We start from the raw sequence: 25805 nt of genomic DNA on the forward strand, positions 1-25805 counted from the left end.
GCCCGGCCGTGATCAACGAGGCCACCAGCGTCGAAGACATCAACTTGCCAGGCTATAACTTCCATGGCTTACAGGGCTTCAACCCTAAGCGTAACACCGTGCATGTGAACGGCCCTTGGTGTCTCACTTTTGAATTTGAAGGCGGCAACGCTTACCAAGTTGATTTTGAGCAATACCATTGAAAGAGGTGGAATCACTATGACTATTACCGCAAAGCAAAACCCCAACCGCTGCCCGCCGCACCCCGGCGAAGTGATCGAAGACATGCTGGAGGATATGGACTACAGCAAGAGCGCCATCGCGCGGATGCTGGGCATCTCACGTCAGCAGTTGCACGCCATCCTGGCCATGCGCAAGCCAGTCTCGCCAGAAACAGCTGCACGCCTCGGCAAGCTGTTCGGTAACGGCCCTGGCCTGTGGCTGCGCCTACAGGCGGCCCACGATGCCTGGCACGCCGAGCGCGAAGTAGACGTCAGCGCGGTGCCCTCGCTGACGCTTGCGGGATAAATCTTTATTATCGGGGGTGGCTCTGTATTTTCATTCCAGACCAGGTGGGACCAACCCGGGGAGTGCCGGGGCAGGCTTCATCCACTCGGCAAACGCGCGTTGCAGTTGCTCGGCATTCATCAAGACCATCACCCCGCACCGGCAAACTCCAGTACTGCTTCATGCTTCGCCAGCGGCAATACGCTGGCCCCGGTCTCTTGCAGCAGCGCGACGACATGATGATAGGCTTCACTGCGCCTACTGTCGTCACCCGGCCCTTCCACGGCAAACAATACGCGCCGGGGCAGTAAATGGCGTCGTTTCAGTTCATTGATGCGAAACTGCCATTTACCACCGTGCTCGACGATATGGCTGGAATCCTGCTGACCCAGGTTGAGCGGCTTGATGGCGCGCAATATCTTATCCTGGTGCTTTTCCACAAAAGGAAAGTTGACGTGATATTCCTCATCACCCAACTTCCCTGGGATAAAACGTTCGCCGATCCTGACCTTGGCAAACAGCCGACGAAGCTGGCTTTCCAGCATGGTTTCGCAATATTGCTTGGTCGCGAAGCTGTGCTCGACATAGTGGCTATACGGCTCATTTAGCGTCTTTTCGGGTTATCTTGGCGCCGCTTGTCGAGGACTCTGGGAGCGACAAACAGGGCGACCATGCCGAAGAGATCCAGCGTACCGATGACTGCAGCTGCAGCAGCGCTGTGTGGCGCGATGACAGCTGCCACCACCAAGCCGGTGATGGCTATTGCACCACCGAGCAGTTGACCACGCCGGTCCTTGTTGATCGCGCCCTGTAGCCCTTGCTCTCGCATGCTGTGGGCATGCTTCTGCTCATCTTTTGCCATCTGGACGATGAGGCGCCGTACCGATTCGTCATATTGGTTCAGATGTTCGGCGGGAGGGATGGGGCCGCTGAACGTTTCATGGCGCATAGCCCTCATCGCAGCGGCCGGGGCCTACATCACCTTGCCCAGCTGTATCTGCTCATCATGAGTGAGATCGCCAGACTCCAGCTTCTCGAATAGCTTGGCTACCTCACTCGGATCCGTAGCGCCAGATAGCATCGTCTCAGGCGTGGGAGATGACCCTTGCTCCGGCTGTTCAGTTGCCATTCCTGGCGGGCTCCTGGCTCCTGTAACGCTTCATGGCAGTGCTCAGGTACTGACCTACATGTCTCCAGTGCTCGTCCAGCCGCTGCTCGGTGCTCTGCTGAGGCATATATTCGGCATAGTCACTGTCTGGCCACACTTCCATTACTGAGCCGGCTGCCAGTAACATACGGTTTTTAATTAATTTTTTCTTTTCTGCCATATTTTTCACCTCCTGAATACCATCACAGTTTGACGTCCTCCCCGCCCTAAAGGACGGGGATTCCAACTTCTTGAGGGCAACGTCCTGCCCCGAGACTGAGGATATTCCGGGCCGCATTCACGTCCCGGTCGTGGAGTACACCACACTCCCCGCACTCCCAGTCTCTTACTCGCAACCCGTTGACGCCCTGCGGCCCACTAAGCGAGCCGCACGACGAACAGGCGCGGGTGGTGTTGGTTTCGCGAACGACCTTGAAGACGATGCCTGCGTGAGCGCATTTATATGCCAGCATCGTTTTCAATTGCGACCAGCCGGCGTCGTAGACGCTTTTGGCCATCTTGGTCTTCGCGAGTTTGGTTGAGGAAACATCGCCCACGACGATTTCGCCGTATTGGTTGACTAGTTTCCGGGAAAACTTGTGCTGCGCGTCCTTGCGCCGGTTCTTGATCTTGGCGTGGATCGCCTTGACCCGGCGCTTGTTACCAGCACGCTGGGCTGTCGCCAACTTGTCTTCCATGCGGCGGTAGAAGCGGCTGTTTTCCAGCTTTTCGCCATCGCTACAGGTCGCCACGTCTTTCAAACCGAGGTCGATGCCAACGGCACCTTGGCCAAGCGTTGGCTGAACGTCCACCTCGACAGCCACGTTGAAGTACCAGCGGCCCCGGCTGTCTTCGTTGAGCGAACCGGCACGGAGCTTGTATTTCGACAGGCCGTAGCTATCCCAGATCTTGAAGTAGGTGCCGTTGTGATAGACCTGGCCATTTTTCCACTTGGCTGCGCCGGTATTGACCGGCACCCAGCCGAGAGAGCGACGCACGCCCCGGGACTTGCGCCACTGTAGGCGAGTCTTCTTGAACTGCTTGCGACGGGTGACGTATTCGGCGGCAACACACTGCAAGGTCTGGCTGTGCAGGCCGAGGTCCTTGCCGGCCCCCTGGGTATAGGGGTGCATGTCGTAGGCAGACAGAAACAGCCCTTTCTCCCGTATGGCTCGGGAAGACAGTTCGTTGAGGTAGTTCCAGACAAAATTCACGCCGCGAGCCATGCGGTTAAGCTCGGCGGCGTGCTTGTCCTTCACTCGAACCTTGAGGGTCTTGGTCTGTTTCATGCCTTCGAATATACTTGGTCCATGAACACGAAACAATCTATCAGAACAGGCAGACACTGCGTTTTTAAACTCCATGCCCACTTGGTCTTTGTCACCAAGTATCGGGGCAAGGTGTTCACCGGCGCGCATCTCAAATCCCTCGAATTGCTTTTCGACCGAGTGTGTCGAGACTTCGAGGCAGAGCTAAAGGAGTTCAACGGTGAAACCGACCACGTCCATCTGCTCGTCAACTTTCCGCCCAAGGTGGCGGTATCCAAGCTGGTGAATAGCTTGAAGGGAGTATCCAGCCGGCGGATGAAGTTGCTACACCCTGAACTGGTGCAGCTCGCCTACCGGAAGAACTCGCTGTGGAGCCCAAGCTACTTTGGGGGAAGTGTCGGAGGCGCACCCTTGAGCATGGTCAAACAATACATTGAGCAGCAATCGAGGCCGGACTAGGGAGCGCTCTCGCGCTCCTCGCTATCCATCCTCGCACTAGAAGTACGAGGTTTTTCGCGATGTTCGATAATGCTTTGCTGAGCTGATGTCAGACGCATTCCGATACTCTCTCAAACACTATTGTTTCTTTGACGCTCAAGCATGTTGTGCCATGCGCTTGAAAGTGGCGTTGCGATCCGCCAGTTCGCTGTAGCTGCCTTGATCGATGAGCTTGCCGCCGGCCATCAGGTAGATGCAGTCGCATTGTTTCACCGTTGCCAGGTCGGCAATTCAAACCGTCAAAGGTTAATGTTACGCGGCTTTAACGATGCGTCGATAGAGAGCATCGGGCGCCAGATCCGCCCCGTTGGGCCAATATACTGCCCCGAATTCATCGACGCTAACCAGGGCAAAAAATGCGGGATCCTTCATCGGTTCGAATACCGGCCCGAACAGGCGATCCTTCATCGAAACCTCGCCGCTAACACCATTATCGAAGACGACTCGCAGCCGGTAATCGGATAGTGCTTCTACCTCTATAACCCTGTACATGATTATTACTCCAAAGGCTCGATCTTGTTAAGTGGCCTGTGTTGCTCTGCTAGAGCCCAATCTTCCATAAGCTGCTCACGATGCTCAACGGCCCACTCCACCACCATCGCTAGTGCACGCCTCGGCAGTTTACCTTCCATGAGTTCCAGAGTTTGAATTGTGATGATCGCTTCATATTCGCCGTAGTAAGCATGGAAGTGTGGCGGGTTATGATCATCGTAATACATGCGAATCAAGATGCCGAAGAACGCTGAGATCGTTGGCATGCCCCTACCTATGCGACCGATAGTACAGGATGATCGCTTTGGCGAGCGGCGTATTCTAGCGCAGCGGTGATATCCTCGGTTTCAAGATAAGGAAAATCTTCCAGTATCTCTTCGCGTGTAGCATCAGCGGCCAAGAGATCTAAAATGTCTTTGACACGAATGCGCATGCCACGAATACAAGGGCGTCCACCACATAATTCAGGATCGTATGTTATACGGTGCAATTCGCTCATATCCGCCCTCCAAATTGAAGCAGCCATCGACGAAAATATTTTCATCCATCAACCGCATCGCTCAGCCTACCCCAAATTTGCGTCAATATTTCATTGACGCTCAAGCATGCTCCGCCATGCGCTTGAAGGTGGCGTTACGTCCCACCAGTTCGCTGTAGCTACCTTGATCGATTATTCCACCATCCGCCATCAGGTAGATACAGTCACACTGTTTTACCGTGGCTAGCCGGTGGGCGATCATGATGATGGTTTTCTTGCCGGAAAATTCGTGAATGGCTTCCATGATCAGTTTTTCGGTGATGCCGTCCAGGGCGCTGGTGGCTTCATCCAGCACCAGTACGTCCGCGTCGTAGTAAAGCGCTCGGGCAATGCCGATACGCTGGCGTTGTCCACCGGAGAGCTGCACCCCCCGCTCGCCCACGCGAGTGTCCAATCCGCTCGGCAGTTCCGCCAGCAGATCATCGAGATTGGCCATGCTGGTAGCACGATTCACCCGCTCCTCGTCGATGGCTTCCGGGGGCAGGCCGAAGGCGATATTTTCGCGAATGCTGTTATCCGACAGGAAAATCGACTGAGGTACGAAGCCCAGGGCGTTTTGCCAGGCGCGGCGGTTGTCGTCGGTAATCGGCTGACCGTCCACGAGCAGCTCGCCCTGCTGAGGGGTGATCAGGCCCAGCAATAAATCGATGGCGGTGGATTTACCGGAGCCGGAAGCGCCTACCAGGCCGATCACGCCGTTGACGGGAATATCGATATTCAAGCCTTTCAGGGCGGGTTCTTCCTTGCCTGGGTAATGAAACACCACCTCTTTCAGTTGGATGGCCTTCCTGGGGGTCAGAACGTTCTGGTGCCTTTCTTCATCCGTCTGAATGTTGTATCGCGGCGCGGCGCTGCTGGCGCGTAGATCATCACGTAACGCCTCGAAAGCGGCAATGTTGCCGCGGATGTTAGAGATTCCCAGATAGATTTGCTGGAAGGCCGGTAGCATCTTGAACCCTGCCAGGGCATAGACGGAGAGCACCGGTAGAATCGCACCAAGATTACCCTCGTGAGCCCGTAGCAAATAAAGCACCAGGAAGATGACGCTGCCGAAAGCGATCAACTCCATAGCGTAGCGGGGCGACTGAGATAAGGCCTGGGTAGTGCCCTGGGCGTAGGCATATTTACCGCTGGCCTCTTCGAAACGCTCCACGAAAATGTCCTGACGCCCCAGCAGCAGCACATCCTTGATACCACCAAAGCCTTCGGCCATCAGCTTGAAGCGCGTCTGCTGCGTTACCGAAATGCTCTGACCGTTGATGATCAGACGCCGGCGAACGGTTCGGTAAAGCAGCAGATACGCAGCGACAAAAATAACGATACCCGCAAGGGCCACGACCGGATTGTAGATAAAGATCGCGATCGCCATGAACAGCACCATTACCACCTTGGCGTTCATCTGCATCAAGGGGTTGATGATCTGCTGGGTTACCCGCTGCGCTTCCTGAGCGATGCGGTTGGTCAGCTGACTGCTGCTTCCCCCCGCATGAAACAGCCAAGGCTGATACATATAGTGCTTGAACAGACGGCTACCCAGCTCCGCGCCTACCCGGTTACCGTAGATCTGCAGCCGCCAGATGGTGGTAATGGCGATAAGCGCCGCCCCAGCGAGCACGACTAGCACACCGATGCCCAGCCAGAAAAGAAAATTCCGCGGATCCTCGATACCGGTGGCACGATACAGGTCCGCCACGAAACCTTCGCCTTGCAGTCGGTCCATATCACCGACCAGAGCCATGAAAGGGCCGATAGATACGACGCCGGCAATTTCAGCGAAGGACATCAAGACCACCAGCACTTGTAGCTGGAGAAGTTTCTTGCGCTGCTCGCGGGTCAGTAACGAATAGAGTTCTTTGATATTTGAAAGCATTGAGGTACCGCTTGGATAAGAGACGTTATTACCGTTACGCTATGTTACACGAAGGAACATGTAGCGTCGCTAACAGCGTCCCACGATAGAGCGTTTTGAACGGAAAACGTTACGATAAAGAGAAAAACCAGTCTTATTCAATGGCCAGACTAACCTGAATATCGTGACCAATCTCATTCGCCCAGGCTTCAATTTTTGCCTTGAATATCCGTTGAACCGCGGGCTCGCCATGCACCAGTCGAACTTCGCTGGGCGGATGACGCATGCGTTTGAGGAAATTGAGTAGATCCTGCTGATCCGCATGGGCGGAATAGCCGCCGACGCTATCCACCCGGGCGCGAATGGTGTGGCGTTGCCCGTCAAGTTCCACCCAGCCACCGCGAGGACCATAATGTTGGATATCTCGCCCCGGCGTACCAGCGGCCTGATAGCCGATGAACAGGACGCCGTGACGCTCATCGCCGATCATGCGCTTGAGATAGTTGACCACCCTGCCCCCGGTGGCCATGCCGCTGGCGGCGATCACTACCGCAGGGCGCCCGCTGCGGGCCAGATAATCCACGGTTTGCTGGTGTTCCTCGTGGGAATCCACGGTGTAGAGATTCTCAAAACTTAGCGGGTGTCTGCCATGGCGCAGCCTTTGATGCGCTTCCGCATCCCACCAGGGCTTGAGATCCCGGTAGACCTGAGTGAAGCGCGATGCCAGAGGAGAATCGACGATGATTTCCAGTTCCCGCCAGCGCTCGCTTTTAGCCTGATGAATCAGGCTTTCCAGCTCGTAAAGGAGCTCCTGGGTGCGCCCGATACTGAAGGCGGGGATGATTACCGTGCCATCATTTTCCAACGCTCGGTCGATGGCGGCCTTGAGCCTGGCGCGTCGCGTTCGGCGGTCTTCATGCTGCCGATCACCGTAAGTGCTTTCCAGTACCACCACATCCGCCCGATAAGGTGAGCGCGGCGCGGGCAGCAGCGGCGCGTAAGGCGCACCCAGATCACCGGAAAACACTGTGCGCTGCTCGTACCCTGTCATCTTGTCAAGAGTATCCACCTCGACGTAGGCGGAACCCAGAATATGCCCGGCTGGCTTCAGCTTGATGCGTACCCGGTGGCGAGAATCGTCGATCAGTATATGCCAGCGCTTGTAATCCAGCTGCCTCAGGCGGGATTCCACTTCGTCGAGAAACCGCTCGATCAGCACGCTGTCTCGGGTGAAGCCGATCTTGAGCGCATCCTCGATCACCAGCGGCAACAGCCGAGCGGATGGCACGGAGCAAAAGATGGGGCCTTTGTAGCCCGCGGCCAGCAGATACGGCAGCCGACCCACATGATCGATGTGCACGTGAGTGACGATCATTGCCAGCAGATCGTCCACGGAAAAATTTACCCGATGCTGTTCCAGGCTATCCTGGCGTGTCGCATCCTCTCCCTGAAACAGGCCACAATCGACCAGCAGGCCGCGGTCCTCGGCGAACTGCAGGCGATGACAGCTGCCGGTGACGCCGTCCGCGCCGCCATGGTGAAGAATGCGGGGGTAATCAGGGGACATAAGCGGTGTGCTCAGCGGGAACCGAAACCGGTCAGCAGGGTCTTGAAGGTGCGGATCACGATCAGTACATCGAGCCAGAAGGAAAAATTCTTGATGTAGTAGAAGTCGTATTCAAGCTTGCGAATCATGTCGTCGACTTCCGCGGCGTACCCCTGCTCTACCTGGGCCCAGCCGGAGATTCCCGGGCGCACTACATGACGGTAGTGAAAGAAGGGAACGTCCTTTTCATACGAGTCCGTCAGGCTGATGGACTCCGGGCGCGGCCCGATCAGGCTCATGTCGCCTTTCAGCACGTTGAACAGTTGCGGCAGTTCATCGATACGATACTTGCGAATGATTCGGCCAACTCGGGTAATGCGGGGATCAAAGCCCTCCTGGGTATAACCGGTACCCTCATGATCGACGTACATGCTGCGAAACTTGTAGACGATAAACTGCCGGCAGTGAAAGCCCATGCGAGGTTGAGTAAAAAATACCGGGCCTTTGCTATCCAGGCGGATCGCTAATGCTACTAGTGCCATAAAGGGTAGCATCAAGGGCAATAGCAACAGCACCGCCAGGATATCCAGCCCGCGTTTGGTGATTTCGTAGTCTTCTCGGGGGATGAGTCCGCCGAACTTGTTTTCATAAAGATGGTCGAGCAGTACCCGACCGGTCAGCATTTCATGCGCCTTGGTGGCATGGTAGACCGGGATGCGATGGATGGTGCAGCGCGCCAGAAAGCGCTCCCAATCATCCGGAAGGTCCGCGCGAAGATCCGCCACCACCCCATCCACTCGCAGATCATCAAACCGTGGGGCTTCCAGTATGCGCCAGTCGACGCCGTGATTGTGGCAAAGCGTCGTTGCCTTGCCGAACGGCACCACCGCGAGTTTTAAACGCCTCAAGCGGGCGCCTACGTAATAGCCGATGCTGCAATAGACGGCGGCAATTACATAGCTGCTCAGTATGTATGGCTTGGAATAATCGATATGAAATAACTCGAGCACTCCCAAGGCGCAGGCGTAACACAGGGTAACCGCGGGAAAGATATAGACGTAGGCCTTGGTACCCGGGAGCTGTGATAAGCGCTGCACGGAGCCGATGGAAAGGCAGTAGGCGGCTACAGCCGCTACCAGCGTCATCCACTCTCGTAGCGGTACGGTCAACCAGAAGTCCCACCCCCAGTACCAGAGCCCGGGGAGCAACACCGCGACGACCAGACCGAGCAGAAGATGCACCCGACGACTGAATATGACGCGCTCATGCAGTCGGGAATGCCGCCGGTGCTGATCCAACGGCAAATGTTGAATACTCACGTTCACCCTGCCTTGAAATCCCGAATTTCTACTTATGGTTATCAGTGGCTATTTTTTAGTTTTCGTCGCCCGTTTTGTCTCACTCTTGTTTTTCTTACTCTTGCGTTTTTTCTTACTCTTGGCAGCGACAAGCCGTCATCCGGGGTTACATCAGTCATTATTTATAGGAGCAGTTATATTAGTTATTATTTATAAGAATAGTTGTAATAGCCGTAATAGCCGTAGCTGGTGGCCGCCTTGCGCTCCATGGCGTTGAGAATGGCTCCTTTGAGTACGACACCGCTGCTTTCCAGACGCTGCATGGCGGCTTCCACTTCCCGCACCGGGTTGACCGCGAACCGGGTCACCAGTAGCGCGGTGCTGACCTGCTTGCCGATGATCGCCGCATCCGTTACCGCCAAGATGGGCGGCGTGTCGATGATCACCAGGTCGTAACGCGCAGATACCGCATCCAGTAGCTGAGTGAATCGGCGCTGCATCAGCAGTTCTGAAGGATTGGGCGGCGCAGTGCCACGCGGAATATAGTCGAGCCCTGCCACCTGACTGGGCGTGATGGCGGCGTCCAGTTCGAGCTGTCCGGCCAGTAGCTCGGAAAGCCCGTTCTCGCTGCCGCTTTGAAAAGCGCTGTGCAGATGCCCCTTGCGCATGTCGCCGTCGATCACCAGCACCTTCTGCCCTGCCTGGGCGCACACCGCCGCCAGATTGACGCTGACAAAGCTCTTGCCCACCGTCGGCGCGGGGCCGGTGATCATCAGGCGGTTGTCCGTGGCGTCCATCATCGCGAAATGCAGGCTGGTACGCAGGCCGCGCAACGCCTCCACGGAGAGATCCGTGGGATTGCGCACCGCCAGCAGATCGTTGATCGCACCTTCCTGCTGGCCGCGCCGACGCTTGACTTGAGTGACCAGCTTGCTCTGCTCATCGGAGAGCGGCACCGTGGCGTAGACCGGTAATCCAATAGCTTCGAGCTGAGCCGGCGCCTCGACGCCACGATTGAAGACCAGCTTGAGCAGAACGATACACACCGACAGCAAGAGACCGGAGAAAAGGCCTACCGCCAGAATCAACGAGCGGCGCGGGGCAATCATGCCGTCGATCACCGCATCGTCAAGAATACGCACGTTGCCAACGGTGCCCGCTTTGGCGATACGCAACTCCTGCATGCGATTAAGCAGCTGTACATAGATCTCCTGGGTGACTTCCACATCCCGAGTCAGACGCAGGATTTCCTGCTGGGTTTCCGGCAGGTTGCCCACTCGGGACTCCAGCTGTTCCTTTTCTCTTTGTAGCTGCTCCTTCTTTTCCAGCAGGGTCTGATACTGGGGATGGCTGGGCGTGAAGCGGCGAGCCATCTCGCTCTCCACCAGTTCCAATTCGTTGAGCTGTTTCTCGAGCTCAACCAGCGAGCTCAGAGCGCTTTCCGTTTCGAAGGAAAGATCGACACTATCCTGATTGGCCCGATACCGATTGAGTCGATTTTCCGCTTCGGAAAGCGATTCGCGAACTTGTGGTACCTGTTCATCGAGAAAAGCCAGGCTCTTCTCTGCTTCCGCCGCCTGTCTCTCGATATTTTGAGTGAGATATACCTGAGCGACGGCGTTCAGGGAATCTAGCAACTGCTGGGGATCCGTTCCCGTCAGGGAAAGCTCCAGTACGCCAGTTTCCTTGCCTCGCTGGGTGACCTCGAAACGTCCTTGAAGATCTTTGGTCGCCGCCAGCTCGCTACGCTTGATGAGGGTGTATTCGGCTCCCGCAGGTGCGGTCAGCCGATTGACGTTGAGTTCGATCCATCGATCCTGCCGGCTCCCGTCGCTCTTGAAGGGCTCATCCTGGCTGCCCTTGCCCAGAGATTCACCTCGAGGCGTCAGAAGCTCATAGCGCCCTTCCCCCAGGGAGCGTAGCGTCAGCGGCACACCGATCCAGTTTTGTGAGGTCTTGAATCGGCTGATATTGAGATATTCGCCGCTCCAGATGCTCGACCAGCCCCGGGCAAAGCGGGGACGATCGATACCGTAGCGTACTTGGGCAAGCCCGACGACCGGCAATGGCGTTGGCCTGATCAGTGTCGTCAAGCCTACCTGCTCCGCCGCCTTGCCAAGAATCATCCTGGTACCAAGTATTTCGATGTGCGCATTGGACTCCGGCTTCTGTTCCCCAAGCATCTCGGAGAGATTGGAACCGCCAAGCCCGCCACTCTTGGTCTCCACCTGAACCACTGCATCCGACCGGTAGACCGGCGTAGCGATCATCGCATAAGCAATACTGATCAGCGTGGTGATAGTCGTGAGGGCGATAATCAATGCCTTGTGGTCCCACAAGGCGCCAAAGATATAGCCGAAATTCAGCCCATTCTCATCCTGGGGATTTTGCGAAGCAGGCGGGGTTTGAGGCATGCAGCAACCTGAATAGAATAACGGCACCAAACCAAATCATGGTACCAGATGGTGATAAGTAGAAAATGATTCAATCAACGGCTCGATCTCGGCGCGATCTCGATAATTGACTACTCGGACACGCTACCGCCCCAAGAGATGACCTGGCATCCTTGTGCTTGAGCCCGCCTGGCACTCCCGGTTGCCACCGTAGTTCGTGCCACCCTGCATAAACTGAATTATCGAACAATTAACTTGATTAAATTTAGCAATCTAACGTATCTAACCTAACTTGGCGTTACGAAATTGCTACATTGCGGCGGCAAATCGCCGGTATTAAGTATCATATTGTAATTAATTGTGAACAATAAATCGATGGTAGGAGTAATTCTACCTAAGCAAGCTTGTCTTGACCAGACGGCTGATTTTTTTAATCCAAAAGGAAAGCGATTCGATCCTAACCAGCGCGTCTCTTCCAAAACGGCTTGCAACAAACATAGGCATGAACATCTGGGGTAAATATCAACTTATTGTTTTTTATAAAAAAATTTCGAAACAGATAAAGAAGCCTATAAAAAACTGATGAGTTAAGCCATCAGATTGTTTAAAAAAATCGCACTTTAATCCATTTAATGTATTAAAAAATCACTGCTAGTTTATATAATAAAAATACTGCGTGAAATTATAATAACTTTGTTTTTTTAAATTTGAAGATGAAGTAAAATCAACTTGTAAAAAAATGTTCTTATCCCTAATTTAAATACATAAATTACACTTTGCTTCTTTCTGAAATAATGACGTTGAAAAATCGCCATATCCGGGATTTTCCTTTAATGCCAACATGTTCACCGGCATGACTGACGTACCAGGGATGATATTTCCGTCAGCTACATCAATAAAACAGCGACTCTCTTGTTCCTATACTAATAACTGGCACAACCGGACAGTAGATTCGGCCCATTGTCGCCAATCGGTGCGGTGGGATGATGAAAAGTCGATGACGGGGCTCTTTTACGTATTATCAAATGGACCAAGGTAAGAAAGATGATCCCTACACTCGAAACGATATTCCGGCTGCCGCGTTACCGTAAACGTCTTATTCTTCTCACTCTGGATGCCGTCCTGCTGTGCTTGAGCATACTGGCTGCCTGGACGCTGCGCCTCGAGAGCCTCGAACCGCTGAGCCAGGCCTCTACCTGGTGGCTACTGGCTATTACCGTGCCGCTGAGCCTGGTGCTGTTCAGCGCGCTGGGGCTGTATCGTGCGGTATTGCGCTACATGAGCTACCGTACGATTCAGCAGATATGTCTGGGCGTCGTGGGTTCCATGACGATACTGGCGTTGGGCGGCCTGCTGTTGCAGGCCCCTCTGCCCCGCTCGGTTCCATTCATTTATTTGATGCTGGCCATTCTGAGCCTTGGCGGCGGTCGTATTTTCCTGCGCGGTATTTATCAGAACAGCCGCAACAGCAAGAAGATTCGTGTCGCAGTCTACGGTGCTGGTTCGGCGGGCTCCCAGCTGGTGCGAGCCATGCGTCAGGACGCCACCTATCTGCCGGTGGCTTTCATCGATGATTGGCGGGGCATGCACACTACCTTCGTGGAAGGTATCAAGGTATACCCTCCCACCAAGCTTCCCGAGCTGATCGAAAAACGCGGGGTTGCGCACATCCTGCTTGCCATTCCCAGCACTTCGATGACGCGACGCCGGGAAATTCTCGAATCCCTGCAGGAAATCGCCATTCCGGTCAGAACCGTGCCAGTGATGGCGGACGTGATTTCCGGCAGGGCAAAAATCAACGAAGTCCGTGATGTCGCGGTGGAGGATTTACTGGGCCGCGATCCGGTTCCTCCACGTCAGGATCTGCTTGCCGCCAACATTGAAGATAAAGTGGTCATGGTGACCGGGGCCGGCGGATCGATCGGCAGCGAGCTGTGCCGCCAGATTCAGCAGCTGAGGCCGCGCCGGCTCCTGCTGCTCGATTCTTCCGAATACGCGCTCTATCAGATAGAAAAAGAACTCGAAGCGGTCAACGCCAACAGTCCCAGGCCGGTCGAGATCATGGCGTTTCTTGGCTCGGTGCAGAATCAGCGGCGCCTGTCCTCGCTACTCGACACCTTCCGCGTACAGACCATCTATCACGCCGCCGCTTACAAGCATGTGCCGATGGTGGAGCACAACGCGGCGGAAGGCATCCGCAACAACGTCTTTGGCACCCTGCGCCTGGCCCAGGCGGCGATCGCAGCGGGCGTGGAGACCTTCGTGCTGATATCCACGGACAAGGCGGTACGCCCTACCAACATCATGGGCGCCAGCAAGCGGCTGGCGGAGCAGATATGCCAGGCGCTGGCCAATCACCAGTCCGGAACACGTTTCTGCATGGTGCGCTTCGGTAACGTTCTTGGCTCGTCCGGGTCCGTGGTCCCGCTCTTTCGCAGGCAGATCGATGCAGGCGGGCCGATCACGGTGACGGACCCGCGGATCACCCGTTACTTCATGACTATTCCCGAAGCGGCTCAGCTGGTCATCCAGGCCGGCGCCATGGGACGTGGCGGTGATGTTTTCGTACTGGACATGGGCGAGTCGGTGCAGATCGCCGATCTGGCGAGCAAGATGGTACGGCTTTCCGGCTTGCAGGTGAAAACACCGGAGAACCCGGATGGAGATATCGAAATCGTCTATACCGGACTGCGACCGGGAGAAAAGCTCTACGAGGAACTGTTGATCGCCGATCGCGATGTGGTGGAAACCGAACATCCTCGTATTCGCAGTGCCAACGAGGCGTATTGGGAATGGTCACGCCTGAAAGGCTATTTGCAGCGTCTGGACGCGGCGACTTCCAATGCGACCGCGGTCGATCTGGAAACACTGCGCGATCTGCTGAAAGAACCGGAAACCGGCTATCAGCCAAAGTGCCAGATTACCGATCTTGAATGGGAGGAGCGCCGTAGCCGGGCCAAGTTGCTTCCTTACCCCACGACCTCGGAATTGGACTCTGTGGATCAGTCGCTGGATGAGCGTGAGCCTTCACTGTCGGTACGAAACGGCAGCGAACCCGCCAGTATCTATGCGTCAATCGATTCGAAAAATAGTACCTCTTATGGTGGATCGACCGCTTTGCGTTACGAGCGATCCATCAAGTCGGCTCGCATCAGGCGCGCTTGAGTGGTGCTTTGGCGTTATCCGACGGCTCAAGCATTGTAGGCGATGGCGCCCATCTCGCTCACATCGTATCCCCCCATGGCGTGAGCCCTTGCTTGACAGCGCTTGCCTTGTGCGAAAGCCAGCAGGCGCTGGATCGGCGGTTCGAAATAGCTTCTGCGCCGTAATGCCAGGTCAAAGCGTTCAGTGTGCAACGGTAGAAAGTGCAGGCCATGACGACGCGCCGCGGCTTCGACCCCCAAACCGACCTCCGCCTCGTCCTGGCTGATGGCAAGCGCAAGATCGTCTTCTCCCAGCGCCGGATGCGAGATCGGATTCAGCTGCCGATAGTCGATGCCTTCACGTCGCAGCAGATAGTGCAGCAGACGCTCCGCCCCGGCTTCCGGCTGTCGGCAAACGATTCTCGGGCGCTCACGTACAAGATCGCCCAGCGCGGTTATTCCTAGCGGATTCCCCTGGGCCAGCAGCAAGCCTTGCCGACGCTTTGCCCAGTGAATCAGCACCAGGTCGCGTACCCCGCCAAGCCCCAGATCCTGGGGCTGATTATAGGAACCTCGCTCGAAATCGATCATGTGCAGCCCCGCCAGCATGGCCTCGTCCGTGAGCAGCCGGCGTACGCCGTCGCCGCTTCCATGGCACAGCAACGCCAGGTTCGAGCCGCTTTCTCGTACTGCCCACTCCAGAAGCGGGTCCTGACTGCCCGCCAGCACGCAGGGAAGCCGCTTGTCCGGCGGCTGATCGCCTTCCAGATGATTCATCAACCACAGATCGATACTTTGGCGAGGAAACAGCAGCTTGCCAGTCACCTTGGTGCAGGGAATCTGCCCTTGCTTGACCAGATCGTAGACCTTGCGCTCTTTCAATCGCAGGTAGTCGGCCACTTCGGCAGTGGTCAGGTAAGCGTATGAAGACGTCATGACAGTCATTCCTGATTTTTGTCCTGCTTGAGCCGATGTTTTGCTTTTTTTATGCATCAGGTTGCATATTTTTCACAACCGGCTGCAAACGCACAGAATAACGCACATCATGCAACAAGTAGCTATACAGCAATCATGCCGTTGGCTCACGGGAGAACGCATGGCCGCCGCGGACAGCGCCTTACATACCGCCCTGGAACTGGTGTTGGGGCTTGATCCAACCCTGATGGGCATCGTGCTGCTTTCGGTCAAGGTTTCCTTGACGGCGGTGCTGTTGGCCTGCGTGGTCGGTTTACCTCTGGGGGCAGCGCTGGCGTTATGGCAATTTCCGGGGCGCGGCGCGCTGGTGGTGGCACTCAACGCCTTGATGGGCCTGCCGCCGGTGGTGGCGGGCCTGGCGGTTTATCTATTGCTCTCGCGCGCGGGACCGCTAGGGGAATTCGGCCTGCTATTCACTCCCGGCGCCATGGTGGTGGCGCAGTTCGTGCTGGTGATGCCCATCGTCGCCGCCCTGACCCGGCAGCAGATCGAGGAACTATGGGGCGAATACGGCGAGCAGCTGCGTTCTTTCGGCGTATCGCGGGGGCGGGCGATTCCCACGCTCTTGTGGGACGCGCGTTTCGGCCTGGTCACGGTAGTACTGGCGGGATTCGGCCGCGCCAGCGCCGAGGTGGGAGCGGTGATGATTGTCGGTGGCAATATTGACGGTGTTACTCGGGTGATGACCACTGCCATCACGCTGGAAACCAGCAAAGGCAATCTGGCGATGGCCATGGGCCTCGGTATGGTGCTGCTGACCTTGGTGGCGCTGGTCAATGCCACCGCCTACATGATTGGTGAAAACGCCCGCAGGCGCCTGGCGTGAGCAACCTGAATATCGAGCTTGACGAATACACGCTGAGCCTGGATCGAGTCTGCTACGAACATAACGGCCAACGCTTGCTGGGTCCGATCTCTCTGGAAATCTCGACCCCGGGCAAGACGTTGATCATGGGGCCTAACGGCTCGGGCAAGAGCCTGCTGATGCGGCTCTGCCACGGCCTGCTGGCGCCCAGCAACGGCGTGGTGCAATGGCGACATCAAGGCAGGCCTCGTCAGGCCGGGCCGCATCAGGCCGGGCCTCGCCAGGCCATGGTGTTTCAGCGTTCGGTGCTGCTGCGGCGCTCCGCGCTGGCCAACCTTACCTACGCCCTTGCCATTCAGAAGGTGCCGCGCCGATACCGCAAGGCGTTGGCGCGAGAAGCCCTCGAACGTTTTGGACTGGCGTCTCTGGCCCAGCGTTCGGCGCGGGTGCTTTCCGGCGGCGAACAGCAGCGTCTCGCCTTGGCGCGGGCCTGGCTGATCCGGCCCGAGGTGCTGTTTCTCGACGAACCCACTTCGGCGCTGGACCCGGCGGCGATCAAGGCGGTGGAAGATGCGGTGGAGGAGTTTCATCGCAACGGCTGCCGTATCCTGATGAGCACTCACGATCTCAATCAGGCGCGACGCCTGGCGGACGAGGTGGTGTTCCTGTGTAACGGCCAGCTGATCGAGCATAGCGCCGCGGAGCGATTTTTCAGCAACCCACGTAGCACGAAGGCAGCCGCCTTCATCAAGGGCGAACTGGTGTGGTAATTCGTCCTGTAAAACCAAGCCGATAACCAGGAGTCAGTGTATGCAAGGTTCTACTCGTTCCTTTAGCCTTTCGAGGAAGGTCGCCGGTGTAAGCGCCGCGCTGCTATGTGGCGTCGGTTTGTCCTGGGGAGCCGTGGCTCAGGAAGACAATGCTCAGCAAGACAATGCTCAGGAGAAAGACGGCCAGTTCATCACCCTGGCGTCGACGACTTCCACGGAGCATTCCGGGCTGTTCGACTCGATCATTCCCAAGTTTCACGATGCCACGGATATCGATGTGCACGTGGTCGCGGTGGGCACCGGCCAGGCCTTCGAGATCGCCCGTCGCGGCGATGCGGATAGTCTGCTGGTGCACGATACTGCCGGTGAGAAGAAATTCGTCGACAACGGCTACGCCACCCAGCGTGACGACGTGATGTACAACGACTTCGTGCTGATCGGTCCGAAGGACGACCCGGCCAACGTCAGCGAAGCGGATAGCGCCGTGGATGCATTCTCGCGCATCGCTGAAGCCGAAGCGCCCTTTGCTTCCCGCGGGGACGACAGCGGCACCAACCGGGCGGAGCTGCGACTTTGGGAAGACGCCGGGGTCGAAGCCGAGGGTGAATGGTATCGAGAGCTGGGCAGCGGCATGGGCCCGACCCTGAATACCGCCGCGGGCATGGACGCCTATGTCATGTCCGATCGCGCCACCTGGGTATCCTTCAAGAATCCGCAGAACCTGGAAATTCTCTTCGAGGGAGACGAGGTCCTGTTCAACCAGTACGGCAGCCTGCTGCTGAGCGAGGAGAAATTTCCTCATCTCAAGCATGAACTGGCCAAGCAGTGGCACCAGTGGCTGCTTTCCGAAGAAGGCCAGCAGGCGATCGCCGATTACGAACTGAACGGACAGCAGCTGTTTTTCCCCAACGCCAAGTGATTTTTCTGCGATAACTCACCACTCGCGCCGAGGCAAGACCTCGGCGTCACCTACCGTCTACCCCTGTTATCGCGGCAATTTACGACTTTCGTTTAGAGGCTGTACTTTCACTTTACGTAAACGTCAACCTGTTTTAGCCTGACGCCATCGTCATATCGTCTATCCTTGAAACAGCACTCGACGACGCTTGGAGCCAAATCATGCAAACGCCTTTCAAACCTCTCGATTTCGGCCTGGACGACACCCAGCAAATGCTGCGAGATCAGGTCAACGCCTTCGCTCGGGATGAGATCGCGCCCTTGGCGGAAGAGGTGGACGCGAAAAACGAGTTTCCCAACGAGCTGTGGAAGAAGTTCGGCGACATGGGGCTTCTGGGCATCACCGTGCCCGAGGAGTATGGCGGCAGCGACATGGGCTATCTCGCTCACTGCATCGCCATGGAGGAAATCTCCCGGGCCAGCGCCTCGATCGGGCTATCTTACGGCGCGCATTCCAACCTGTGCGTCAATCAGGTCAAGCTCAACGGCAGCGAGGAACAGAAGGCCAAGTACCTGCCGGGTCTGATCTCCGGGGAATGCATCGGCGCGCTTGCCATGTCCGAACCCGGCGCCGGCTCCGATGTGGTGTCCATGAAATTGCGAGCAAAGAAACAAGGCGATCATTACATCCTGAACGGCAACAAGATGTGGATCACCAACGGCCCGGACGCCCATGTACTGGTGGTCTACGCCAAGACCGACCCTGACGCCGGCTCCAAGGGCATTACCGCCTTTATCATCGAGAAGGATTTCCCCGGCTTTTCCACCGCCCAGAAGCTCGACAAGCTGGGCATGCGCGGCTCCAACACCTGCGAGCTGGTATTCGAGGACTGCAAGGTGCCGGCGGAGAATATTCTCGGCGAGGAGAACAAGGGCGCGCGGGTGCTGATGAGCGGCCTGGACTTCGAGCGCACCGTGCTCGCCGCCGGGCCCATCGGCATCATGCAGGCGGCCCTGGACGTGGTGGTGCCCTACCTGCACGAACGCAAGCAGTTCGGCCAGGCCATCGGCGAATTCCAGCTGGTGCAGGGCAAGGTGGCGGATATGTACACCACCTTGAACGCCTGTCGCGCCTACCTTTATGCGGTGGCCGGCGCCTGCGATCGCGGCCAGACCTCCCGCAAGGACGCCGCCGGGGTGATTCTCTACTGCGCGGAAAAAGCCACTCAGGTAGCGCTGGACGCCATCCAACTGCTCGGCGGCAACGGCTATATCAACGAGTATCCCACCGGACGCCTGCTGCGAGACGCCAAGCTTTACGAGATCGGCGCCGGCACCAGCGAGATCCGGCGCATGCTGATCGGCCGCGAAATCTTCAACGAGTCCGCCTGACGGGAGTGGTTCGATGGCAATCCTGGAAACTCAAATCAATCCTCGCAGCGAGGCGTTTCAGGCCAACGAGGCCGCGATGCGCGACGAGGTGGAAAAGCTTCGAGAACTGACCGCAACGATCTGCCAGGGCGGCGGTGAAAAGGCGCGGACACGTCACGAGTCCCGGGGCAAACTGTTCGTGCGGGATCGCATCGATCATCTGCTGGATGAAGGCGCGCCCTTTCTGGAACTTTCCGCCCTGGCCGCCCACGAGGTCTATCAAGGTCCTCTGCCCGCCGCCGGAGTCGTGACCGGCATCGGTCGCGTATCCGGGGTGGAATGCGTGATCGTCGCCAACGACGCCACGGTCAAGGGCGGCACCTATCATCCGCTGACGGTGAAAAAGCATCTGCGTGCCCAGGAAGTCGCCCACAAGCATCGCCTGCCCTGCATCTATCTGGTGGATTCCGGCGGCGCCTTCCTGCCGGAACAGGACGAAGTGTTTCCGGACAAGGACGATTTCGGACGCATCTTCTACAACCAGGCAACGCTTTCAGCCGCGGGCATTCCGCAGATCGCCGTGGTGATGGGTTCCTGTACCGCCGGCGGTGCCTACGTGCCGGCCATGGCGGACGAGTCGATCATCGTCAAGGAACAGGGCACCATCTTCCTCGGCGGCCCGCCCCTGGTGAAAGCCGCCACCGGCGAAAGCATCAGCGCGGAAGACCTGGGAGGCGCGGAGGTGCACTGCAAGATCAGCGGCGTGGCGGATCACTACGCGGAGAACGATGCCCATGCCCTGCAGCTGGCACGCCGAGCGATCTCCCGACTCAACTGGCAGAAGCGCGGCAGGCTGGCGCTGAAGGAATCCCGTTCGCCCAGGCTCGATCCCAGGGAGATCTACGGCATCGTCGGCACGGACCTGAAGAAGCCCTACGACGTACGCGAGGTGATCGGGCGATTGGTGGACGAGTCGGATTTCGACGAATTCAAGCGCTACTACGGCGATACCCTGGTCACCGGCTTCGCACGCATCCACGGCCATCCGGTAGGGATTCTCGCCAACAACGGCGTGCTGTTCTCGGAATCCGCGCTCAAGGGCGCGCACTTTATCGAGCTTTGCGCCCAAAGGAAAATTCCCTTGATTTTCCTACAAAATATTACCGGCTTCATGGTCGGCTCCAAGTACGAGCAGGAAGGCATCGCCAAGCACGGCGCCAAGCTGGTCACCGCGGTGGCCTGTGCCCGGGTGCCCAAGTTCACGGTGCTGATCGGCGGCAGCTTCGGCGCCGGCAACTACGGGATGTGCGGCCGCGCCTACGAGCCCAACCTGCTGTTCATGTGGCCCAACGCGCGTATCTCGGTCATGGGCGGTGAACAGGCCGCCAACGTGCTGGCCCAGGTCAAGCGGGATCAATACGAAGGACGCGGCGAGAACTGGTCCGCTCAGGACGAAGACGATTTCAAGCGGCCGATCCGCGAACAGTACGAGCACCAGGGCCATCCCTATTACGCCAGCGCAAGAATTTGGGATGACGGCGTCATCGACCCGCTGCAGACGCGGGACGTGCTGGGGCTCTCCCTGGCCGCCGCCATGAATGCGGAAATCGAGGATACCCGCTTCGGCGTATTCAGGATGTGAGGCTGACATGAACGATACTACGAGCTTTTCCCGACTGAATATCGACGAGCGCGGCGTCGCCTGGCTGACCCTGGACCGCCCGGAAGTGCATAACGCCTTCGACGACGCGCTGATCGAAGATCTGAACGATCATCTCGACCGCCTGCACCGCCTCTGCGACGACGGCAAGCTGCGAGCGCTGGTGCTGCGCTCCGAGGGCAAGCACTTCTCCGCCGGAGCGGATCTCGCCTGGATGAAGCGCATGGTGGACTACGAGTTCGACGACAACCTGGCGGATTCCCGGCGGCTTTCCCATCTGATGCACTGCCTGGATACCCTGGCCTGCCCGACGCTCTGTCTGGTTCAAGGAGCAACCTACGGCGGCGCCGTGGGGCTGGTGGCCTGCTGCGATATTGCCGTCGCTTCCGAGAAAGCGCGTTTCTGTCTTTCCGAAGTCAGGATCGGCCTCGCGCCGGCGGTCATCAGCCCCTACGTACAGCGCGCCATCGGTGAACGCCAGATGCGCCGCTACGCGCTCAGCGCCGAAGTCATCAGCGCTTCCCTGGCGCTGGAACTGGGGCTTGTCCACCGCGTGGTGGAACACGACAAACTGGAAAACGCCAGAGACGAGATACTCGACACCCTGCTGGCCTGTTCGCCTCAGTCGCAGAAAGCCACCAAGGCGCTGCTCGCGCATATTGCCCAGGAGCCGGATAGCGCCGCCACCCGAGAGCGCTGCTGCCGGGTCATCAGCGAACTGCGCATCAGCCATGAAGGTCAGGAAGGCTTGAGCGCCTTCTTCGAAAAAAGATCCCCCCGCTGGCAGAACGACGAGGAGCCATCGTGAAAGGAACCGAATTTTCCAAGGTGTTGATTGCCAACCGCGGCGAGATCGCCTGTCGGGTCATCCGCACCGCTCGGCGTATGGGGTTAGCGACGGTGGCGGTATATTCCGACGCGGACGCCAACGCCCGCCATGTGCGAGAGGCGGACGAAGCGATACGCCTGGGACCCGCCAGCGCGCGGGAGAGCTATCTCGATATCCAGGCGGTCATCGACGCCGCCAAACGCACCGGTGCCGGCGCCATTCATCCCGGCTATGGCTTCCTTTCCGAGAATGCCAGTTTCGTCAAGGCGCTTGACGAGGCGGGCATCGTCTTCGTCGGACCGCCGGCTTCCGCCATTTCCGCCATGGGGGACAAGTCCGCCGCCAAGGCGCGCATGCATGACGCCGGCGTGCCGCTGGTGCCGGGCTATCACGGCGATGATCAGAACGATGCCCGACTGAAAGAGGAAGCGGATGCCATCGGCTATCCGGTGCTGCTCAAGGCCAGCGCCGGCGGCGGCGGCAAGGGCATGCGGGTAGTGGAAAGCGGCGGGAACTTCCAGGCGGCGCTGGAAGGCTGTCGGCGGGAATCCCAGGCCGCCTTCGGCGACCAGCGCATGCTGATCGAGAAATACCTGACCCAGCCGCGCCATGTGGAAGTCCAGGTGTTCTGCGATTCACAGGGCGACGGCGTCTACCTGTTCGAGCGGGATTGCAGCGTGCAACGCCGTCACCAGAAGGTGCTGGAGGAAGCCCCGGCACCGGGCATGAGTGAGGAACTGCGCCGTGAAATGGGCGAGGCCGCGGTACGCGCCGCCCAGGAAATCGGCTATGTGGGCGCCGGCACCGTGGAGTTCTTGCTGGATGCCGATAGTTCTTTCTATTTCATGGAAATGAACACCCGGCTGCAGGTGGAGCATCCGGTCACCGAGATGATCACCGGCGAAGACCTGGTGGAATGGCAGCTCAGAGTCGCCATGGGCGAGTCCTTGCCCAAGCGTCAGGAAGAACTGACCCTGACCGGCCATAGCTTCGAGGCCCGGATTTATGCAGAAGACCCGGAGCAGGATTTCCTTCCCGCTACCGGGCACCTGGAACGTTTCGTGCTGGACCTCTCCGGCGCTGGGCTGAATCCTGACCGAGTGCGTCTGGATAGCGGCGTGGAAACCGGCGACGAGGTGTCCATGCACTATGACCCCATGCTCGCCAAGCTGATCGTCTGGGGAGACGACCGTATTCAGGCCCTGGCGACGCTGGGTCGCGCTCTGGCGGCATTGGATGTGCGCGGCGTGACCACCAACCGCGCCTTTCTGCAGCGCCTGGCCAGCCACCCGGCCTTTCAACAGGCGGAGCTGGATACGCGCTTTATCGAACGTCATGAGGCAGAGCTGTTTGCCCCTCGCGACTATCGACTCGAGGATTACGCCGGGGCCGCGCTGGTGGCGTTGGATCAACTTCATCGGGCGCAGAAAGAGCGTTCCCCCTGGGATCGCCATGACGGCTTTCGACTCAATGCGCCGCGACGTATCCGGATTGCTCTTTGCGATCCCTCCGATGCTCAGGCGGAAGACGCCGAAAGCCTAGTGACCGTTGAAGCGACTCGGCAACAGGACCAGCAGTCCTGGCGATTGACGATCGGCGACGAAAGCTGCCAAGGGTGGCTTCAGTCATTGGAAGGCGACGCGGTAGCGATCACCTTGGACGGCCATCGCCGGCGTCTGCAGGCTCGGCTGGATGAAAACGCTATCGTCCTGGCGGACGCTCAAGGCGAGACTCGCCTTTACTGGCAACGCCTGGATAAAGTGGATCACGGCCAGCATGAAACCGCCGCCACCCTCACCGCCCCCATGCACGGCACCGTAGTGGCGCTGCTCGTCGAACCCGGCACGCCGGTGGAGAAAGGCATGCCGCTGATGGTCATGGAAGCCATGAAGATGGAGCATACGCTCTCCGCCCCGGCGGATGGCCAGGTAGAGAGCTTTCACTTCGACAAGGGCGATACCGTGGGGCAAGGCGATGTGCTGCTTGAGTTTGCCGCGGATGAGTAGTTTGTAAGCGGCGCCAGGGATAGCCGCGATTCACACCACTTGACCTGGTGTGCTGTGAACAGCATCGGAGAAAAACAGATGGCATTTCCGCAAAGCGTTCGCCTGGTGGAAGTCGGCCCCCGGGACGGGCTGCAGAACGAGCCGACGCCCATCGATACCGCCACCAAGCTCGAACTGATCGATCGTCTTGGCAGTGCTGGCATCACCCATATCGAGGCGGCGAGCTTCGTCTCCCCCAAGTGGGTGCCGCAAATGGCGGATCATCGAGAGGTCATGGCGGGCCTGAAACGCCGCCCAGGCGTGACCTACGCGGCGCTGACCCCCAATCTCAGGGGCTTGGAAGCGGCTCTGGAAAGCGGTGTGGATGAAGTGGCGGTATTCGGCGCCGCCAGCGAGACCTTCTCGCAGAAGAACATCAACTGTTCCATCGCGGAATCCCTGGAGCGTTTTGCCCCGGTGATCGAAACCGCCCAGGCCGCCAAGGTGCCGGTACGCGGCTATGTCTCCTGTACCCTGGGCTGCCCCTACGAAGGCGAGATCGCCCCGGAAAAGGTTGCCGACGTTTCCCGCACCCTGTTCGAAATGGGCTGCTACGAGATATCGCTTGGCGATACCGTTGGCGTCGGCACGCCCCTGAAAGCCAAGCGCATGCTGGAATGCGTGGCGGGCCAGGTTCCCCTGGAGAAGCTCGCCGCCCACTTTCACGACACCTACGGCCAGGCCTTGGCCAATCTCTATGCGGTACTCGAGGAAGGCATCGCGGTGATCGACAGCTCCGTGGCCGGTCTCGGCGGCTGCCCTTACGCCAAAGGCGCTGCCGGTAACGTCGCCAGCGAAGACGTGATCTATCTGCTCAACGGGCTAGGTATCGCAAGCGGTATCGACCTCGACAAGCTAGCCGAAACAGGGCGCTGGATCACCGAGACTATCGGCAGGCCCAATCGCTCAAAGGTGGGAGTGGCGCTGGGAGCAAGATGAAATCGCGTTACTCGCTATCCGCAAAGACCTTGGCAAACTGCCGAAAGTCGTCGAGGCGGGTCTGACAAATGGAAAATACGATATTCCAGTCTATGTCTTCATAATTGTGAATAACGATATTGCGAAACCCTACGGCTTTGCGCATGTTTTGTGCAATCTGCGGTGTAATCATTCCCGCCTCGGCCAGCCAGTCAAACGTCTGCCCCATGGTACGAGGAGCCGTTTGCTTTTGATGACTGGAAAGCCAATGGGAAGCAAGTCGACACATAACTGTATGGCTCGCGTCAGGTTGAGCGATACAATGTCCTGCGCATCCAGGTCGCGAATCAAAGTATCTACATTATTGGGACAACGGGTTTCCAAACGGTGAATACAGCGCCGCAAGGATTCGAGCTTTTGATCGATTAACGATTGATCCATGCGTCGCGTCTCGCCTTGAGTATACGTTTTTGAAGTGGTACGAAGTCCTCGTTGTCCATGATATTGCGATAGATCAGTCGCCCCCAGTCGGTATCGGTGCCTTTGATCCGCACGCCGGTGGTAACGATCTGATCGAGAATCGGCTGGCCTGCTTCGCGTAGATCGACCAGATCCACCGGACGTCCCAAGGCCAGCGCAAGCGCTTCGATCATGGCCATGCGCTGCTCGACGGATAACGAACGAGCCGCCTCTACCCCCACGTCCACGTCGCTATCGAAACCCGCTTGCTGGCGTGCCAACGATCCGAAGAGAACAATCTGTTTCAGCTCGGGAAAATCTGATAAAGCGTTTTCAATGGACGCTATTACCGACGCCACATCATTGGAATCTTCCATCATGCCGGCCTCCGCGCTAAAACCTTGAGCCATCAATCACA

General features: G+C 57.8%; 27 protein-coding genes. 12 read left to right on the forward strand and 15 right to left on the reverse strand.

Translation table 11 applies throughout. The features are described from left to right. Nucleotides 1-8: 8 nt before the first annotated feature. Entirely contained in the window at nt 9-182 is a 174-nt protein-coding gene (locus tag FGL86_RS13945; protein ID WP_222433759.1) for a type II toxin-antitoxin system RelE/ParE family toxin, read from the forward strand. 16 nt (nt 183-198) lie between these two features. Beyond that, nucleotides 199-507, forward strand: coding sequence for a HigA family addiction module antitoxin (locus FGL86_RS13950; RefSeq protein WP_147185146.1), 309 nt, complete (start codon nt 199-201; stop codon nt 505-507). 128 nt (nt 508-635) lie between these two features. On the opposite strand, the gene FGL86_RS13955 is transcribed toward FGL86_RS13950, so the two are convergent. Genes FGL86_RS13955 through FGL86_RS18200 form a run of 5 tightly spaced genes read right to left on the reverse strand, consistent with a single transcriptional unit; the run spans nt 636 to nt 2922 of the window. Beyond that, nucleotides 636-1031: a hypothetical protein gene (locus FGL86_RS13955; protein WP_147185147.1), complete on the reverse strand. Its 396-nt coding sequence runs from the start codon at nt 1029-1031 to the stop codon at nt 636-638. A 59-nt stretch (nt 1032-1090) separates the two neighbouring features. Beyond that, on the reverse strand, nt 1091-1435 hold the full coding sequence (locus FGL86_RS13960; RefSeq protein WP_186764411.1) for a DUF2335 domain-containing protein: 345 nt from the start codon (nt 1433-1435) through the stop codon (nt 1091-1093). 24 nt (nt 1436-1459) lie between these two features. Beyond that, a complete protein-coding gene (locus FGL86_RS17960; RefSeq protein ID WP_186764412.1) occupies nt 1460-1615 on the reverse strand; it encodes a hypothetical protein in 156 nt (51 codons plus the stop codon). Then, nucleotides 1605-1814, reverse strand: a complete 210-nt coding sequence (locus FGL86_RS13965) for a hypothetical protein (protein WP_147185149.1) — start codon at nt 1812-1814, stop codon at nt 1605-1607. The genes FGL86_RS17960 and FGL86_RS13965 overlap by 11 nt, the downstream gene beginning before the upstream one ends. A 46-nt stretch (nt 1815-1860) precedes the next feature. Then, the gene (locus FGL86_RS18200) at nt 1861-2922 is read right to left on the reverse strand and encodes an RNA-guided endonuclease InsQ/TnpB family protein (protein WP_147185150.1); all 1062 of its coding nucleotides are present in this window, start codon (nt 2920-2922) and stop codon (nt 1861-1863) included. A 21-nt stretch (nt 2923-2943) separates the two neighbouring features. Between FGL86_RS18200 and tnpA the strand changes: the two genes are divergently transcribed. Then, nucleotides 2944-3360 (forward strand): IS200/IS605 family transposase, encoded by a 417-nt coding sequence (gene tnpA, locus FGL86_RS13975; protein ID WP_147184266.1) that lies wholly within the window; start codon nt 2944-2946, stop codon nt 3358-3360. Nucleotides 3361-3651: 291 nt separating this feature from the next. Here tnpA and FGL86_RS13980 read toward each other — a convergent pair whose 3' ends face one another. The 7 genes from FGL86_RS13980 to FGL86_RS14010 all read right to left on the reverse strand — a co-directional run bounded on the left by FGL86_RS13980 (nt 3652) and on the right by FGL86_RS14010 (nt 11536). Continuing rightward, nucleotides 3652-3891 (reverse strand): DUF2442 domain-containing protein, encoded by a 240-nt coding sequence (locus tag FGL86_RS13980; protein WP_147185151.1) that lies wholly within the window; start codon nt 3889-3891, stop codon nt 3652-3654. A gap of 5 nt (nt 3892-3896) precedes the next feature. Continuing rightward, on the reverse strand, nt 3897-4157 hold the full coding sequence (locus tag FGL86_RS13985; protein ID WP_147185152.1) for a DUF4160 domain-containing protein: 261 nt from the start codon (nt 4155-4157) through the stop codon (nt 3897-3899). A gap of 8 nt (nt 4158-4165) precedes the next feature. Further along, nucleotides 4166-4390, reverse strand: a complete 225-nt coding sequence (locus FGL86_RS13990; protein WP_147185153.1) for a DUF433 domain-containing protein — start codon at nt 4388-4390, stop codon at nt 4166-4168. A 100-nt stretch (nt 4391-4490) separates the two neighbouring features. Next, entirely contained in the window at nt 4491-6299 is a 1809-nt protein-coding gene (locus FGL86_RS13995; protein ID WP_147185154.1) for an ABC transporter ATP-binding protein, read from the reverse strand. A gap of 133 nt (nt 6300-6432) precedes the next feature. After that, nucleotides 6433-7845 (reverse strand): MBL fold metallo-hydrolase RNA specificity domain-containing protein, encoded by a 1413-nt coding sequence (locus FGL86_RS14000; RefSeq protein ID WP_147185155.1) that lies wholly within the window; start codon nt 7843-7845, stop codon nt 6433-6435. Between the two features lie 11 nt (nt 7846-7856). Further along, nucleotides 7857-9143 carry an exopolysaccharide biosynthesis polyprenyl glycosylphosphotransferase gene (locus tag FGL86_RS18205; RefSeq protein WP_246131639.1) on the reverse strand — a complete coding sequence of 429 codons (1287 nt, stop codon included), beginning with the start codon at nt 9141-9143 and terminating at the stop codon, nt 7857-7859. A gap of 185 nt (nt 9144-9328) precedes the next feature. Next, the gene (locus FGL86_RS14010) at nt 9329-11536 is read right to left on the reverse strand and encodes a polysaccharide biosynthesis tyrosine autokinase (protein ID WP_147185156.1); all 2208 of its coding nucleotides are present in this window, start codon (nt 11534-11536) and stop codon (nt 9329-9331) included. Nucleotides 11537-12559: 1023 nt separating this feature from the next. On the opposite strand from FGL86_RS14010, the gene FGL86_RS14015 reads away from it, so the two are divergent. Next, nucleotides 12560-14680: a polysaccharide biosynthesis protein gene (locus tag FGL86_RS14015; protein ID WP_147185157.1), complete on the forward strand. Its 2121-nt coding sequence runs from the start codon at nt 12560-12562 to the stop codon at nt 14678-14680. 26 nt (nt 14681-14706) lie between these two features. On the opposite strand, the gene FGL86_RS14020 is transcribed toward FGL86_RS14015, so the two are convergent. After that, nucleotides 14707-15594, reverse strand: coding sequence for a helix-turn-helix transcriptional regulator (locus FGL86_RS14020; RefSeq protein ID WP_147185158.1), 888 nt, complete (start codon nt 15592-15594; stop codon nt 14707-14709). 160 nt (nt 15595-15754) lie between these two features. On the opposite strand from FGL86_RS14020, the gene FGL86_RS14025 reads away from it, so the two are divergent. From FGL86_RS14025 to FGL86_RS14060, 8 genes are all read left to right on the forward strand, one after another. Then, nucleotides 15755-16459, forward strand: a complete 705-nt coding sequence (locus FGL86_RS14025) for an ABC transporter permease (RefSeq protein ID WP_147185159.1) — start codon at nt 15755-15757, stop codon at nt 16457-16459. Continuing rightward, nucleotides 16456-17208: an ATP-binding cassette domain-containing protein gene (locus FGL86_RS14030; RefSeq protein ID WP_246131640.1), complete on the forward strand. Its 753-nt coding sequence runs from the start codon at nt 16456-16458 to the stop codon at nt 17206-17208. Before FGL86_RS14025 ends, FGL86_RS14030 begins: the two co-directional genes overlap by 4 nt. A 40-nt stretch (nt 17209-17248) precedes the next feature. Further along, nucleotides 17249-18127 (forward strand): ABC transporter substrate-binding protein, encoded by an 879-nt coding sequence (locus FGL86_RS14035; protein ID WP_147185160.1) that lies wholly within the window; start codon nt 17249-17251, stop codon nt 18125-18127. Nucleotides 18128-18327: 200 nt separating this feature from the next. After that, nucleotides 18328-19497, forward strand: coding sequence for an isovaleryl-CoA dehydrogenase (locus FGL86_RS14040; RefSeq protein WP_147185161.1), 1170 nt, complete (start codon nt 18328-18330; stop codon nt 19495-19497). 13 nt (nt 19498-19510) lie between these two features. Then, nucleotides 19511-21118 (forward strand): carboxyl transferase domain-containing protein, encoded by a 1608-nt coding sequence (locus FGL86_RS14045; RefSeq protein ID WP_147185162.1) that lies wholly within the window; start codon nt 19511-19513, stop codon nt 21116-21118. Nucleotides 21119-21125: 7 nt separating this feature from the next. After that, the gene (locus tag FGL86_RS14050) at nt 21126-21944 is read left to right on the forward strand and encodes an enoyl-CoA hydratase-related protein (protein ID WP_147185163.1); all 819 of its coding nucleotides are present in this window, start codon (nt 21126-21128) and stop codon (nt 21942-21944) included. Further along, nucleotides 21941-23971: an acetyl/propionyl/methylcrotonyl-CoA carboxylase subunit alpha gene (locus FGL86_RS14055; protein WP_246131641.1), complete on the forward strand. Its 2031-nt coding sequence runs from the start codon at nt 21941-21943 to the stop codon at nt 23969-23971. Before FGL86_RS14050 ends, FGL86_RS14055 begins: the two co-directional genes overlap by 4 nt. Before the next feature lie 78 nt (nt 23972-24049). Continuing rightward, nucleotides 24050-24949, forward strand: a complete 900-nt coding sequence (locus FGL86_RS14060) for a hydroxymethylglutaryl-CoA lyase (RefSeq protein WP_147185165.1) — start codon at nt 24050-24052, stop codon at nt 24947-24949. Nucleotides 24950-24956: 7 nt separating this feature from the next. On the opposite strand, the gene hepT is transcribed toward FGL86_RS14060, so the two are convergent. Next, nucleotides 24957-25157 (reverse strand): type VII toxin-antitoxin system HepT family RNase toxin, encoded by a 201-nt coding sequence (gene hepT / locus FGL86_RS18210; protein ID WP_246131642.1) that lies wholly within the window; start codon nt 25155-25157, stop codon nt 24957-24959. Nucleotides 25158-25353: 196 nt separating this feature from the next. Next, nucleotides 25354-25797, reverse strand: a complete 444-nt coding sequence (gene mntA, locus FGL86_RS14070; protein ID WP_246131643.1) for a type VII toxin-antitoxin system MntA family adenylyltransferase antitoxin — start codon at nt 25795-25797, stop codon at nt 25354-25356. Nucleotides 25798-25805 lie beyond the last annotated feature (8 nt).

It is taken from the genome of Pistricoccus aurantiacus (genome assembly GCF_007954585.1).
Classification (GTDB): domain Bacteria; phylum Pseudomonadota; class Gammaproteobacteria; order Pseudomonadales; family Halomonadaceae; genus Pistricoccus; species Pistricoccus aurantiacus.